This is a genomic window from Mesorhizobium sp. M0802 (assembly GCF_040320115.1).
In the GTDB taxonomy this organism is placed as follows: Bacteria; Pseudomonadota; Alphaproteobacteria; order Rhizobiales; family Rhizobiaceae; genus Mesorhizobium.
In genome coordinates this window covers 36058-49353 of record NZ_JAMYOY010000015.1, presented here as the reverse complement: position 1 = coordinate 49353, position 13296 = coordinate 36058, and the positions used below count along the sequence as shown (strand labels likewise).

14 protein-coding genes and 1 pseudogene are annotated in these 13296 nt (G+C 62.6%); 8 read left to right on the top strand and 7 right to left on the bottom strand.

Annotated elements, in window-relative coordinates; all coding sequences use genetic code 11:
* Positions 1-32: 32 nt before the first annotated feature.
* From NKI10_RS20570 to rpmG, 4 genes and pseudogenes are all read left to right on the top strand, one after another.
* A complete protein-coding gene (locus NKI10_RS20570; RefSeq protein ID WP_352861703.1) occupies positions 33-773 on the top strand; it encodes an NUDIX hydrolase in 741 nt (246 codons plus the stop codon).
* Positions 774-852: 79 nt separating this feature from the next.
* A complete protein-coding gene (locus NKI10_RS20565) occupies positions 853-2028 on the top strand; it encodes an MFS transporter (RefSeq protein WP_352861701.1) in 1176 nt (391 codons plus the stop codon).
* A 116-nt stretch (positions 2029-2144) separates the two neighbouring features.
* Positions 2145-2573, top strand: a pseudogene (locus NKI10_RS20560) (YqfO family protein); the annotation flags it as partial.
* 449 nt (positions 2574-3022) lie between these two features.
* Positions 3023-3190, top strand: coding sequence for a 50S ribosomal protein L33 (gene rpmG / locus NKI10_RS20555; protein ID WP_006201775.1), 168 nt, complete (start codon positions 3023-3025; stop codon positions 3188-3190).
* A gap of 409 nt (positions 3191-3599) precedes the next feature.
* Here the strand turns inward: rpmG and NKI10_RS20550 are convergent, their stop codons facing one another.
* Positions 3600-4973, bottom strand: coding sequence for a PleD family two-component system response regulator (locus NKI10_RS20550; RefSeq protein ID WP_023734458.1), 1374 nt, complete (start codon positions 4971-4973; stop codon positions 3600-3602).
* A 31-nt stretch (positions 4974-5004) separates the two neighbouring features.
* Positions 5005-5376, bottom strand: coding sequence for a response regulator (locus NKI10_RS20545; protein ID WP_023667574.1), 372 nt, complete (start codon positions 5374-5376; stop codon positions 5005-5007).
* 239 nt (positions 5377-5615) lie between these two features.
* Between NKI10_RS20545 and NKI10_RS20540 the strand changes: the two genes are divergently transcribed.
* Together NKI10_RS20540 and NKI10_RS20535 are read left to right on the top strand one after the other, a co-directional pair.
* Positions 5616-5915 (top strand): DUF3572 domain-containing protein, encoded by a 300-nt coding sequence (locus tag NKI10_RS20540; protein WP_023688310.1) that lies wholly within the window; start codon positions 5616-5618, stop codon positions 5913-5915.
* On the top strand, positions 5912-6565 hold the full coding sequence (locus NKI10_RS20535) for a hypothetical protein (protein ID WP_023701190.1): 654 nt from the start codon (positions 5912-5914) through the stop codon (positions 6563-6565). Before NKI10_RS20540 ends, NKI10_RS20535 begins: the two co-directional genes overlap by 4 nt.
* Positions 6566-6590: 25 nt before the next feature.
* Here the strand turns inward: NKI10_RS20535 and NKI10_RS20530 are convergent, their stop codons facing one another.
* Together NKI10_RS20530 and NKI10_RS20525 are read right to left on the bottom strand one after the other, a co-directional pair.
* Positions 6591-8120, bottom strand: a complete 1530-nt coding sequence (locus NKI10_RS20530; protein ID WP_023734459.1) for a DUF2125 domain-containing protein — start codon at positions 8118-8120, stop codon at positions 6591-6593.
* 98 nt (positions 8121-8218) lie between these two features.
* Positions 8219-8794 carry a GNAT family N-acetyltransferase gene (locus tag NKI10_RS20525; RefSeq protein WP_023710630.1) on the bottom strand — a complete coding sequence of 192 codons (576 nt, stop codon included), beginning with the start codon at positions 8792-8794 and terminating at the stop codon, positions 8219-8221.
* A gap of 67 nt (positions 8795-8861) precedes the next feature.
* Here NKI10_RS20525 and NKI10_RS20520 point away from each other — a divergent pair, with 67 nt between their 5' ends.
* A complete protein-coding gene (locus tag NKI10_RS20520) occupies positions 8862-10190 on the top strand; it encodes a DNA polymerase IV (protein ID WP_352861698.1) in 1329 nt (442 codons plus the stop codon).
* 6 nt (positions 10191-10196) lie between these two features.
* Here NKI10_RS20520 and NKI10_RS20515 read toward each other — a convergent pair whose 3' ends face one another.
* Positions 10197-10703, bottom strand: a complete 507-nt coding sequence (locus NKI10_RS20515) for a hypothetical protein (protein WP_023681578.1) — start codon at positions 10701-10703, stop codon at positions 10197-10199.
* A 183-nt stretch (positions 10704-10886) separates the two neighbouring features.
* On the opposite strand from NKI10_RS20515, the gene NKI10_RS20510 reads away from it, so the two are divergent.
* Positions 10887-11768 (top strand): DMT family transporter, encoded by an 882-nt coding sequence (locus tag NKI10_RS20510; protein ID WP_023704543.1) that lies wholly within the window; start codon positions 10887-10889, stop codon positions 11766-11768.
* 12 nt (positions 11769-11780) lie between these two features.
* Here NKI10_RS20510 and NKI10_RS20505 read toward each other — a convergent pair whose 3' ends face one another.
* A complete protein-coding gene (locus NKI10_RS20505; RefSeq protein WP_023695434.1) occupies positions 11781-12584 on the bottom strand; it encodes a potassium channel family protein in 804 nt (267 codons plus the stop codon).
* A 153-nt stretch (positions 12585-12737) separates the two neighbouring features.
* Complete coding sequence (locus NKI10_RS20500) at positions 12738-13136, bottom strand: nuclear transport factor 2 family protein (protein ID WP_023667583.1); 399 nt, start codon at positions 13134-13136, stop codon at positions 12738-12740.
* Positions 13137-13296: the final 160 nt, after the last annotated feature.

Below are 13296 nucleotides of genomic sequence, written 5' to 3'. Positions count from 1 at the left end.
CGTTTGCCAGAAGTTTCCGCTAGGTCCTGCGCATGGAAGGTATGACCAAGGCGGAAGTCAGCAGGATGGACCGTGGCGCAGCCGCCCACAGCGGCCTGCCCATACGCCCGCGCGATGCCGCCACCCTGATCCTGCTCGACCGCGAGGGCGACGAGATTCTGGTGCTGATGGGCCGGCGCCATGCAGGCCACGCCTTCATGCCCGGCAAGTTCGTCTTTCCCGGCGGCCGCACCGATTCGGCCGACAGCCGCATTGCCGCTGCCACCCCATTGCTTCCGGAGGAAGAAGCCAGGCTGACCGCCGGCGTCGGCCGCATCAGCCCGTCGCGGGCCCGTGCCATCGCGCTCTCGGCCATCCGCGAGACTTATGAGGAAGCCGGCCTGCTCATCGGCCGCAAAGGCTCGTTCGCAACCGACAAGCGCGACTGGCAGGGCTTTGTCGAGCACGGCGTCCAGCCTTCGCTGGCGCCGCTGCGCTTCATCGCCCGCGCCATCACCCCGCCCAATCGCGTGCGTCGTTTCGACACCCGCTTCTTCAGCGCCTGGCGCAGCGATGTCGCCGTGGAACTGCCGGGTGGCGGCCCGACCAATGAGCTGGAAGAACTGGTCTGGCTGCCGCTCGCCGAGGCCAGAGAGGCCGATATCCCCGACATCACCCGAACGATCTTGCAGGAGCTGGAGACGCGGCTTGCCGGCGATCCACGCCTGCGACCCGGTGGGTCCGTGCCGTTCTACCGGCTTGTCCGCAACCGCTTCGTTCGCGAAATTCTTTAGAGCAATTCCAGGAAAAGTGTGACGCGGTTTTCCGTCCGGAATTACGCAATATCAAACAGACAGAGTATTCAGGCATCACATGACGGTCGATACCCAGCAAGAGGGCGACGAGCGCGTACATTGGCTACCGATGATCGCCGCGATCTCGTCGATCAGCGTCGTCGGCATCGCCATAGGCCTCGGCATGCCGCTGCTCAGCGTTATTCTCGAGAGCCGCGGCCACTCGGCATCGATGATCGGCCTCAACACCGCGGTCGCCGGCCTCGCCTCGATCGCCGGCGCCCCGCTGGCCACGCCGCTGGCGATGCGCTTCGGCGTCGCCTGGACGATGATCGCCATGATCGCCGCAGGCGCGCTCGCCTTTGTCGGCTTCCACTTCGCGCCGGACTTCTGGATGTGGTTCCCACTACGCATCGTGCTGCACATCGCCCTGACGGTGCTGTTCATCCTGTCGGAATTCTGGATCAGCACCTCGGCGCCGCCGCGCCGGCGCGGCCTGGTGCTCGGCATCTACGCCACAGTGCTGTCGCTCGGCTTCGCCGCCGGGCCATGGATCTTCGCCCATATCGGCAGCACCGGCTTCTTACCGTTTGGCGTCATCATCGTCCTGGTCGCGCTGGCCGCAATCCCGGTGCTGGCCGCACGGAATGAAAGTCCCACAATCGTGGTTGACGGCGAAACCAGCAACTTCCTGCGCTACATCTGGCTGGTGCCGACAGCGACCGCCGCCGTGCTGGTGTTCGGCGCCGTCGAGACCGGCGGCTTTGCGCTGTTCCCCGTCTATGGCAACCGCATCGACTATTCCGAGGCGGATGCAGCCCTCCTGCTCACCATGATCGGTCTCGGCAACGTGCTGTTGCAGATCCCTATCGGCATGATCAGCGACCGCGTCTCAGACCGCCGCTATCTGCTTTTGGCCTGTGCCACCGTCGGACTTGCCGGCACCATCTTCATGCCGTTCTTCGCCGGCAATTGGCACCTGATGGCGGCGCTTCTGTTTGTCTGGGGCGGTGTGGTGGCCGCCATGTACACGATCGGCCTTGCCCATCTGGGCTCGCAGCTCTCCGGCCATGAACTTGCCTCGGCCAACGCCGCCTTCGTGCTCTGCTACGGCGTCGGCATGGTGCTTGGCCCGCAGGCGATCGGCATCGGCATGGATGCCTTCGGGCCCTCCGGCTTCGGCTGGTCGCTCGGCCTGTTCTTTGCCGCCTATATCGCCTTGGTCAGCGCCAGGCTGGTCCGCAAGATCTGGTAGCCTGTCCGTCGCCAGCCTGCGCAATCCTGACGGGATGTCGCCGCTGCTGACAGAACCGTGTCAGGAGACCTCAGCTAAAAGGGTGTCCCAAAAAACCCGAGTTTGAGGATACGGCGATGATCGACAGCGGCTTTGAAACCACATCTCTGCGCATGACGCTTCTGCTGCTTGTCAGCTTCCAGGCCCCGGCAGCCGATGTCGACCGCATCATGGACGCCGTGGTCGCGATCGCGCCGGTGGCAATGGGCAAATACGACCGCAACGCCTATCAAACGGCGCACGGCATCGAACGCTACCGGCCGCTGGAAGGTGCAGCCGCCGGCGTCGAAACCGAACTGCGCCGCCGCCCCGGCACCGTCGAGGTCTCGTTCGAGTTGCCCGACGACCAGGCGCTCGCCGCCCGCGTCGTCGAGGCGATTTTCCAGGCGCATTCCTACCAGGAGCCGGTGATCCGCATCCAGCCGATCCTCGCCAGCCGCTCCAAGGGCCTGGACGACCGCGCCAATCCGAATCGCTGGTGGAACACCACCGGGGACTGGAAGAAAGCGCTTCCAATTAAGGAAGAGCCTAGAAATCCGGCCCCGCTGAGGGGAAGCACCGGCCTTACCTTCTCCCGTTGTGAGGTGAGAAGCGGTCCGTAGCGGACGAAAAGCCAATTGCTTGCTTTTTCGAGATTCGAATGCCCTGAGCCTGCGAAGAGTTGGGCGCGGGTGACCAATCCACCCTGCCGAACCAGCGCCGCTTCGCAGCGTCGCGGCATTCGCCGGCCTATAGCCATGCTGTCCGTCTCATCCTCAGCCTCCATCGGGCCGATGATAAAACCGGACAACTCATGTGCTACCTAATCCGGACAACTCATGTGCTTACGACACAGGCAAGGCGTCGGGCTTGACTTTCCGGGCACGTTCTTTATGTGTCGCGCCAAGTTTCCCGCGTCCAGGTGTTTTCCCCCGCTCCAGCGGCCAAAACCCCACGAACAAAACGGACTGATACAATGGCCAAAGCCGCAAACATCAAGATCAAGCTTCTGTCGACCGCCGACACCGGTTTCTTCTACGTGACCAGCAAGAACAGCCGTACCAAGACCGACAAGCTGTCGTTCCGCAAATACGACCCGGTCGCCAAGAAGCATGTCGAGTTCAAGGAAACCAAGATCAAGTAATCTGGTTTTCATACGCTCTGTCAAAAGCGCCGCCCCTTCGGGCGGCGTTTTTGATTCAAGGCCCCGAAAAGCCAGACCCCTCCGCTGTTTGGCGCGAAGTGCTCATCTCATTTTTTGGCAAAAAAGGGGGCCGGTCGGCGTATGGCAGCGGTACGAGGAGGCCACTATGTGCCAGCGCCGGCCGGCCGACCCCACGGACCCAGGAGATGCGGCGGACCTGAGCATCATGGGGTATTCGGCGAAGCGATGCGGCTGTCTACCCTCGTGCCCGCATCGCCCTTGTTCTTGCACCGCACATTTGCGCAACAATGTTTGAAAATCAATAGTTTCTTAACCAAGCCTGCCGAATCGCTTGGATTAAGGTAAATTCCTAACCCTGTCCGATTGACTGCATAATCGGTGGCCTAGCCTACGCTGCCTTGGCGACGACCCGGTTGCGGCCGCCACTTTTGGCTTCGTAGAGCGCCACGTCGGCACGTTTCATCAACGCCGCGACCGTGTCCCCGCCCTTCAGAACCGATGACACGCCGACGCTGACCGTGACTTCGATCGCCTTGCCTTCAGGGCCGATGGCAAAGGGCAGCTGGGCGATTTCGGCGCGAATGCGCTCGGCAACCTTCTCCGCCACCGCGCCGTCCGTGTCCGGCATCACAACGACGAATTCCTCGCCGCCGAAGCGGCAGGCAAGGTCCATGCCCCTGACGTTCTTGCGCAGCCGCCTTGCGAACTCGCGCAGCACATCGTCGCCGCCATCATGGCCATGCGAGTCATTGACGGTCTTGAAGCGGTCCAGATCGGTGATCATCACAGACAGAGGCCGCCGCCGCGCCACGGCGCGGTCGAACAGCGTCTGCAAATGGCTGTCGAGGTAGCGGCGGTTGTGCAGCCCGGTCAATGCGTCGGTCACCGCCATCTCTATGGTCTGGGTGACGCTGGCGCGCAGCTGGTCATTGTAGCGCTTGCGGCGCACCTGCGTGCGCAGCCGCGCCGTCAGCTCCTGCTGGTCGATCGGCCGCATCAGATAGTCGTTGATGCCGAGTTCGAGGCCTCTGATGATGCGGCCCTCCTCGCCTTCGTCGGCAATCAGGATGATCGGCAGGAAGCGGGTGCGGTCGAGCGAACGCAATTGCGAACACAACCGCAGCGGATCGAAATCGGTAAAACCGGTCGAGATCAGCACGCACTCATAGGGCGCCTCGGCGGCCTGGAAGAAGCCGGCATGCGGATCGGTGGCAATGTCGAGCTCGGCGCTGCCGCGCAGCATGTTCTGGATGCGCTCAACCGACGATTTGCGCTCGTCGATCAACAGCACCTTCGGCGTGGCGTCCTCCGACGCGAAGCTGCGGCTCAACAGCGCCTCGATGCCGATGTTGCGGGTGGTCGATGCGCGCAGCCGCAGCTCGTCGGTCAGCGACTTCAGCCTGACCAGGCTCTTCACCCGCGTCATCAGTTGCAGATCGTTGACCGGCTTGGTGAGAAAGTCGTCGGCGCCTGCCTCGAGGCCGCGCACCCGGTCGGCAACATGGCCCAGCGCGGTCACCATGACCACCGGTATATGCGCGGTCGCCGGATCGCTTTTCAGCCGCTTGCAGACCTCGAACCCGTCCATGCCGGGCATCATCACGTCGAGCAGCACGACATCGACCTTGCCGTTTTCGCAGGCCTCGATCGCGTCCGGCCCGTTGGAGGCCGTCAACACCTCGAAATATTCGGCCAGCAGCCGAACCTCGAGAAGTTTGACATTGGCAGGGATGTCGTCGACGACGAGGATCCGCGCGGTCATGTCACAAGGCTCCGGCTGAAGGCATCAGGCATCAGGCATCACCGAGATAGGATTTGATGGTCTCGATGAAACGCGGCACCGAGATCGGCTTGGAGATGTAGGCCTCGCAACCGCCCTGGCGAATGCGTTCCTCGTCGCCCTTCATGGCGAAGGCGGTGACGGCGATGACCGGAATGGAATGGAGGTCGTCGTCTTCCTTCAGCCATTTCGTCACTTCCAGCCCCGACACTTCGGGCAGCTGGATGTCCATCAGGATCAGGTCGGGCCTGTGCTGGCGCGCCAGATCGAGCGCCTCGAGCCCGTTGCGCGTGCGCACCGTTTCATAACCGCTGGCTTCGATGAGGTCGCGAAAGAGCTTCATATTGAGCTCGTTGTCCTCGACGATCATGACCTTCTTAGGCATCGATTTCCCGTCCCGGCCAGGCTTCTGCCCGAAGCCCTGCCGCTATGCGCCTTTGTCGAAGCACACCAAACCCTCGCTCACTCTTAAGGCAATATGATTGACGAAATGCAAACCCGAAGCGGCAAAAGCCATTCGGATTCCACCTCGAAAACCACATTGGATCGGGGCTGTGGCTTGCCGCAGGCGACGCTTGCGATTACTGCGGAAAAGAGACTCATTTCCGCAACGAGAAAGTAGTGATGGCAAACGCAGCGTCAATGCGCGAGGAAGCGGAAACCATTGCCGTGAAGGCACTGGGCTTCGTCGCCGCCGACCCCGAACTCCTGCCGCGCTTCCTGGCCATCACCGGCATTGAGGCGTCCGCGATCCGCCGCGCCGCGGCCGAACCGGGATTCCTTGCCGGCGTGCTGCAGTTCATCCTCGCCCACGAGCCGACCTTGCTGCGCTTTGCCGAGGAAACCGACACTCCGCCGGCCTCAGTCGGCAAGGCGTTGCGCGCGCTGCCTCTTGGCGGCGACGACCATGAGCATTCGATATGAGCGACGATCCCGAGACGGCACGCCAGATCGCCGAACTTGCAGCCGACGACCGGCCTCTGCTGATCCTCGATGTCGACGATGTCGTGCTCGAATTCATCCGGCCGTTTCCGCATTTCCTGAAATCGCGCGGCTTCGGCCTGACCCTGGCCTCCTTCCGTCTCACCGGCAACATTGCCGAAACGGCGAGCGGCCGGCTGATCGAACAGCCGGAGGTGACGGCACTTCTCGGAGATTTCTTCGATACGCAGGCCGACTGGCAGAGCGTCACCGATGGTGCCGAACAAGCGCTTGCCAGCCTTGGCGACCGCGCCGAGATCGTCCTTTTGACCGCCATGCCGCACCGGCATCGCGCCGCCCGCCGCGCCCATCTCGATGCGCTCGGTCTGCCCTATCCGCTGTTGACCACCGAAATGGCCAAGGGACCGGCGGTGGCGAAACTGCGCGGCAAGAACGGCCGGCCGGTAGCCTTTGTCGACGACCAGCCCGCCAACCTCATCTCGGCACGCAACTCGGTTGCCGACGCCCATCTCTTCCACCTGATGGCCGACAATTCGCTGCGCGCCTTCCTGCCGCCGGTGCCGGACGACATCATCTCCGTCGAGGACTGGCACGAGGCCGCGCCGAAGATCGCGAGCGCGCTCGGGCTTTAAGCCCAAGCGCCTCCAAGCTTGGCGATCAAGGCTGCAGCTTCGCCCCTGCTCCGCCATTGTTGCCCTCGCCAGGGATCGCATCCTGATCGGTGTTGTCTTCCACGACCGGATCCGGCCCCTTCAGCATGGCGCCGTTGACCGTCACCGACCCATCGTGCCTGGCGTTGATCACCCATTCGATACGGCCATCCGGCAGCGTCTTGGCAAATCCCTTGATGGCCAAGGCGCCGGTAAAAGCCTGTGAGGCCTGCGGGTCGGTCTTCGCCGCCTCCTGCAGGCTTGCCACGATCTTGTCGTAGCCGGTCACGTCGATCGTCACGTTGGCATCGGGCTTCTCGCCATCGGGAAACGTCATATCGCCCTCCAGCCCGATTTCGGCACCGCCGCCCTTGACCGTGCTGTGGCCGATGAGGATCTTGGGGCCGTTCGCCAGAAAATCTTTCTTCACGCCGTCGCCGAAATCCGCCGAAAGCGGCGGGTTGTTGTTGAGATCGAAGGCCTCGATAGCCTTCTTGGCCATTGTGTCGAGATCGATGTTGGCCCCACCGAAATTGAGGTCGATGTCGGTGGGCAACAGCGCGACGCTCCAGGCTGGAACAAGATTTTGCGGTACCGAGAGCCCAGACGCTTTGATCCCGTAGCTGATCGTCCCGTTGCGCGAGACACCGTCCATGCCGAAGGCGATGCCGAGTGTTGCTGCGCCGAAACTGCCGATCGGGCTGCCGACGCTGAAATCCTTGAGACTGTAAGCCCCATCAATCCGCTCCCATATCGGCAGCGCGGTCAGAAGATGCGACTTGAGCTCCGCCTGATCGGCTTTCAGTTTCGCCTCGTCCTCATTGGCCACGGCGAAAGCCAACAGGTCCAGAATAGGCTTCGTGCGCAGCCCCTTGCCTTTCGCGTCGACCGAAAATTCGGGCGACTTGACCGTCAGCGGGATTTTCTGCCCGCTGTTGGGGTTGTCGATCGTGATGACCTCTGCAAAATCGGCAATCGTCTGAACCATGCTAAAATCGACACCGCCATTTGCGCCCTTGGTAGCGCTCATTGTGGCGGTTCCAGCACCAGAACTCATCTCCGTGCGCTGCCTGGCGTCCTGCGACGTCATATTCATGCCTTCAAGTGACGACGTGGCGCTGCTGAAAGCCGCCAACTCGGGATCGTAGACACCAACGAACTTCCCGCCCTTGATAGACATCTTCATGCTTTGCGGCCCCTGAGGGCCGTTGAACTCCATCGACCCTTCCGGCGCCAGATTGCCTGAGACATCCCACGCGCCATCGCTGCGTGGTTTGGTCAACAGCGTATAAGGGGTGAGATCGAGCTTCAGGCCATCCTGTTTTGCCAAGAGTTCCACGACGGGCTTGAAATCGAATGCGAGCTTGTAGGCGTCGCCTTCGACTGAGACCTTCAGAAATCCGATCTCGAACGGCTTCTTGCTGAAATAGCGCGCCAGATTGTCGGTAAGCTGCTTGGCGCCCTCGCTGTCGACCGTCTGCCCAAGCGCCGGCGCACTGCAGGCTAGAAGCAAAGCAAATGGCAAAACGCGCTTCATATCGATCCTCCACTTTATTGCAGTCGTCAAAACCGCTTCTACCACTGGTAGGAAAATACCATCACAGCCGCAAGACAAGACCTATGGATTGCTGCCGCCTACAGCACAAGCCGCATCAGCGGCCGGCCGGCCTTGCGTTCGAGGAGCCGCTCGAAGCCGGCCTTTTCGAACACACGCGACGAGCCGACGAACAGCCCGATCGAACGCGAATCGCGCGACACGTCGATCGGACACGCCTCGACCAGCCGCGCCTTGTTCTGGCGGGCAAAAGCGATGCCGCCCTCGACCAGGCGGTGGCTGACGCCCCGGCCGCGCGCGCTGGCGCGGATGAAGAAGCAGGAGATGGCCCAGACGCCGGGATCTACGGCGTCGGTCGGATCGACCGGCGCCGAGCCCCGGCCCCGATTGTTCCATTCGGGCACGTCGGCGCGTGGACCGATCTGCATCCAGCCGACCGCCTGGCCGTCCTCGAAGGCCAAAAGCCCCGGCGGCGGCCCGGCCTCGATACGCGCCTTGATATGATCCTTGTTGCGCTGCTTGTCGCTGGCCCGCCGGACCGCCGGCGCCATCCGGAAATGCGTGCACCAGCAGCCGTAACAGGCGCCCTGCTTGCCGAAAAGATCCTCGAAATCCGCCCATAGGTCAGGCGCCAGCGGCGCTATGGTGGTGCTCATGAGTTCTCTCCCGGCTAACCGCTTGTGGCGGCTTCCGTCCTGACGTACCATTGCATCTGTTCTCTTTATGTTCGCAGCGATGGCGGCCCCTGTCAACAATCCCGAGCAAGGTTTTTGCCGCGACTGCCTGACCTTTCAGCGCAGCGATACCAGGCGCTGTGAGCGTTGCGGCAGCCCTCGACTCACCCGCCATCCCGAGCTCTACCAGCTGCATCTAGCGCATATCGATTGCGACGCCTTCTATGCGGCGATCGAAAAGCGCGACAATCCGGCGCTGAAGGACAAGCCGCTGATCATCGGCGGCGGCAAGCGCGGCGTCGTCTCCACCGCCTGCTACATCGCCCGCATCAAGGGGGTGCGCTCGGCAATGCCGATGTTCAAGGCGCTCGAAGCCTGTCCGGAAGCGGTCGTCATCCCGCCCAATATGGAGAAATACGTCCGCGTCGGCCGCGATGTCCGCGCCTTGATGCAGGCGCTCACGCCGCTGGTCGAACCGCTCTCCATCGATGAGGCGTTTCTCGACCTTGCCGGCACCGAGCGCCTGCACGGCATGCCGCCGGCGGTGGTGCTGGCGCGCTTTGCGCAGACCGTCGAAAAGGAAATCGGCATCACCGTTTCGGCCGGCCTTTCCTACTGCAAGTTCCTGGCCAAGGTTGCCTCCGATTTCCGCAAGCCGCGCGGCTTTTCGGTGATCGGCGAAGCCGAGGCGCTGGGTTTCCTGGCCGAACAGCCGGTGACGCTGATCTGGGGCGTCGGCAAGGCTTTTGCCGCAACGCTCGAACGCGACGGCATCCGCAGCATCGCCCAGTTGCAGCGCATGGAGCGCGCCGATCTTATGCGCCGCTATGGCGTGATGGGCACCCGGCTCTACCATCTCTCGCGCGGCCAGGACGACCGCCGTGTCGATCCCGACCAGGATGCGAAAAGTGTGTCGGCCGAAACCACTTTCGACACCGACATAGCTGAAATGGGCGAACTGGTTCCAGTGCTGAGGGGATTGTCGGAAAAGGTCTCGGCGCGGCTGAAGAAGTCAGGCATTGCCGGGCGCACCGTGGTGCTGAAGCTGAAGACGCAGGATTTCAAGCTGCGTACCCGCAACCGCCAGCTCGGCGACCCGACCCGGCTGGCCGACCGCATTTTCCAGACCGGGCTCGAGCTGTTGCGCAAGGAGGCGGACGGGACAAAGTACCGGCTGCTTGGCATCGGTGTCAGCGATCTCTCGGATGACGAGAAGGCCGATCCGCCCGATCTCGTCGACGTCGGCTCGCGCAAGCGCGCCATGGCCGAAAGCGCCATCGATACGCTGCGCGACAAGTTCGGCAAGAAGGCGGTGGAAACCGGCTACACCTTCGGCAAAGGCCGCAACGCCAACCCGCCGGAGCCGATCGAGGAGTGAGACGGCTTAGATACGCTTGAGATCGATGCGGCTCGTCACCACGTTCTTGCCGGTTTTCGGATCGACGTCGGTAACGGTCAACCGCATTCCGTCGCCGCTGGTTTTCTCGACCGTCAACCGCGCCTTACGATCGCCATTGACCTCCGCCGCCCAGCGAATGCCGAGACTGATCGCGTTGCCAGAACGGCTGCCGGCGAGCTGTGCCGGCCCGGTGCGCGACCCGACATAGACGCCTGTATACTTCGCCCCGCGGGCCTTCAGATTGGCGCTGATGGCGCGCGTCACCACGACAAGACCACGGCAATTGCCGTCAAGCGACAATGAGCTCGAGGTCGCGTCGGAATTGAAGGTGCAGGACACATTCACCGTCGGTGCGTCGGTGGTGACCTTGACTGTCCCCTTGCCGGAGAAATTCCCTTGCAAGGAGCTGAGAAAATTCGCCTCGTCGGCATGGGCCGCGGCGCTTGCAGTTAGCAGGCAGCCGGCTAGCAGAAACCGCGCGAATGATTTCATCGGAATCTCTCCCCCGTTGATGTTTAAGAAACGATGCGTCCAGCAATTGGCCAATACCGGGAACCAACGCCTGCCGTTGCGTCAGGTTCCACTTCCAGCATGGCTGTTTTGCAACGGGTCTGGCCCAGTCGAATGCGTCGCCTAGCGGTTGCGATGGAAGCCCCGGCTTGCGACATAGCGCCTATGGCACCTTCCCCATCGATCCCCAAAGCCGCGTTCTGGATGGCGCTGTCGATCGCCTCGTTCCTGGCGATGTCGGTCGCCGGCCGCGCCACGACCGCGGAGCTCAACGTGTTCCAGGTGCTGGAACTGCGCTCGGTGATCGGCTTTTTCATCCTGCTGCCGCTGGTGATTGTGAGCGGCGGCTTTGCGGCGATGCGCACGCAGCGCCCCGTCGCCCATCTCGCCCGCAATGTCATCCACTATACCGGCCAGGCGGCATGGCTTTACGCATTGACACTGATCCCGCTGGCCGTGCTGATTTCGATCGAATTCACGACGCCGATCTGGACGGCCCTGCTGGCGGTGGCCTTCCTCGGCGAAAGGCTCTCCCGACCCAAGCTGGCGGCGATCGCGCTGGGGCTGATCGGCGTGGTGATCATCGTGCGGCCCGGCGTTGGCGCCGTCGATCCGGGGCACCTGATCGTGCTCGGCGCCGCTGTCTGCTTCGGCATTTCGGTGGTCATGGTCAAGTCGCTGACACGCACCGACAGCGTCGTGCGCATCATCTTCTGGATGCTGATCATCCAGTCGGTAGTCGGCTTGATCCCGGCGCTCTACGAATGGCGCAACCCGCCACTGGAACTCTGGCCGTGGATCGTCCTGATCGCCTTCACCGGCATGTCTTCGCATTTCTGCATGGCCCGCGCACTCGCCTATGCCGACGCGACCGTCATCTCGCCGATGGACTTCTTGCGCGTGCCTTTATCGGCGCTGATCGGCTGGCTGCTCTATAGCGAGCAGATCGACGCCTTCACCGCCGGCGGCGCCCTGCTGATCCTGCTGGGCAACCTGCTCAACCTGCAGCGCAAGGCGCCGCAACCAGCGGAAGTGGCTACGTCATAGCACCGCCGCCAATCAGCTTCCTTCGTCGGGGATGTTGAGGAGATGCCCGCAGGCCTTGCAATGCACGGCGTCCGGTTCGTGCCGCTGCAGGCCGCATTGCGGACAGGGAAAGAGCACCTTGGCCGGTCGGAAGATCGCTGTCGCCAGCCTGACGAACAGCGAGATGCCGATGATCATGGTGACGATTGCGGTCAGCTTGCCGGCAATTCCCGGCAGCACGATGTCGCCGAAACCGGTCGTCGTCACCGTGGCAACGGTGAAATAAAGCGCATCGACATAGTTTTCGAGGCCGGCGCCGGAGCGGAAGAAGAAGGTGTAGACGAAACCGGTGATGACGAAGAGAAACGTCAAAAGGTTGATGACCGCCTGGCTCGCCTCGCGCCATGGCCTTAGCCCGCGCATCTCGAAATGCCGCCACAGCGAGCCGCTGCGCGACAGCGACCACAGCCGCAGGATGCGCAGGAACGCCAGATTTGCCAGCGCCGTCGGCATCAGCAGCGTCAGAAGGATGAAGACATCGACCCAGGATGTCGGCTGTTTCATCAGCCGCAGCATGTCGTTGGAGGCTAACAGCCGGGCAATCAGGTCGGCGGCGACCAATGCGGCGACGGTATAGTCGAGCCACAGGAATGACGGCTTGTCCTGGAGCACCGGCGTGGCAACGAAGAAGGCGATGATGGCGAGGTCGATGATGACCGCCACCAGCTGAAACCGGAACGCCGCCGGCGTGCGTCCGTGATAGAGCTTGCGCAGCCGGTCACGCAGCCGCGCCATCGCTGAGCTTTGCTGCAATCCGTCCTTCTCGGCTGCTTTCATCACCAAGTGCGTAACTGTCCCAGCCGGGGCCGTCTAGAGCATGATCCCAAAAAGTGGGTGCCGGTTTTTGGAAAAGATCATGCTCCAACAAAGGGTTAGATCATGATGAGATTTCAACCAAATCTCATCATGATCTAGTGGCCCCGGTGACCGTCAGCCCTCCACCACCTTGCCGTCCGGCCCGACGAGGCGCCAGGCCGAGGCGGTGTCGTAGACGAACCGCTCCTCCGCAATCCGGTCACCACGCCAGCGCTGCAGGGCCACCTCTTCCAGCCGGCGCACGGTGCCGGCCTTGTCGACACGGTCGAAGGTCCAGCGGATGGCGACATTGTCGCCATCGACCAGGAATGTCTGGACAGGATGGGTGTGCATCTTCTCGATCCGGTCGAGTGCTGCCTGCTCATGCGCCATCAGTGTTTCCTTGCCGCGCCGCGGGACGCCGAGATTTTCCTGCATGGTGGCATCGTCATGGTAGAAGTCGGCGATCGCTTTGACGTGGCTGCCTTCGACCACCTCCTTGAGGAAGGCTTCGACGCGTTCGCGGCTGGGCATGATTGTGCGTTCCTGTGAAGTTTCTGCTCAACGCATGTGGTTCAAAGGAAGGTCAGGTCAACCACGCCCCGCACGCTGGCCCTATCGGCTGCAATGTCAGGCCCAGAGCATCTTTATGCCGTCATGCACTGGCCGACGTCGATGGGATTGCCGTGTATAT

What these genes read in the sequence shown, in the direction of transcription:
- NKI10_RS20520 (WP_352861698.1), top strand. Translation starts at nt 8,862, where the DNA reads ATGTTCGCAGCGATGGCGGCCCCTGTCAACAATCCCGAGCAAGGTTTT.
- NKI10_RS20500 (WP_023667583.1), bottom strand. Translation starts at nt 13,136, where the DNA reads ATGCCCAGCCGCGAACGCGTCGAAGCCTTCCTCAAGGAGGTGGTCGAA.
- NKI10_RS20505 (WP_023695434.1), bottom strand. Translation starts at nt 12,584, where the DNA reads ATGAAAGCAGCCGAGAAGGACGGATTGCAGCAAAGCTCAGCGATGGCG.
- NKI10_RS20545 (WP_023667574.1), bottom strand. Translation starts at nt 5,376, where the DNA reads ATGCCTAAGAAGGTCATGATCGTCGAGGACAACGAGCTCAATATGAAG.
- NKI10_RS20535 (WP_023701190.1), top strand. Translation starts at nt 5,912, where the DNA reads ATGAGCGACGATCCCGAGACGGCACGCCAGATCGCCGAACTTGCAGCC.
- NKI10_RS20510 (WP_023704543.1), top strand. Translation starts at nt 10,887, where the DNA reads ATGGCACCTTCCCCATCGATCCCCAAAGCCGCGTTCTGGATGGCGCTG.
- NKI10_RS20565 (WP_352861701.1), top strand. Translation starts at nt 853, where the DNA reads ATGACGGTCGATACCCAGCAAGAGGGCGACGAGCGCGTACATTGGCTA.
- rpmG (WP_006201775.1), top strand. Translation starts at nt 3,023, where the DNA reads ATGGCCAAAGCCGCAAACATCAAGATCAAGCTTCTGTCGACCGCCGAC.
- NKI10_RS20525 (WP_023710630.1), bottom strand. Translation starts at nt 8,794, where the DNA reads ATGAGCACCACCATAGCGCCGCTGGCGCCTGACCTATGGGCGGATTTC.
- NKI10_RS20570 (WP_352861703.1), top strand. Translation starts at nt 33, where the DNA reads ATGGAAGGTATGACCAAGGCGGAAGTCAGCAGGATGGACCGTGGCGCA.
- NKI10_RS20515 (WP_023681578.1), bottom strand. Translation starts at nt 10,703, where the DNA reads ATGAAATCATTCGCGCGGTTTCTGCTAGCCGGCTGCCTGCTAACTGCA.
- NKI10_RS20530 (WP_023734459.1), bottom strand. Translation starts at nt 8,120, where the DNA reads ATGAAGCGCGTTTTGCCATTTGCTTTGCTTCTAGCCTGCAGTGCGCCG.
- NKI10_RS20550 (WP_023734458.1), bottom strand. Translation starts at nt 4,973, where the DNA reads ATGACCGCGCGGATCCTCGTCGTCGACGACATCCCTGCCAATGTCAAA.
- NKI10_RS20540 (WP_023688310.1), top strand. Translation starts at nt 5,616, where the DNA reads ATGGCAAACGCAGCGTCAATGCGCGAGGAAGCGGAAACCATTGCCGTG.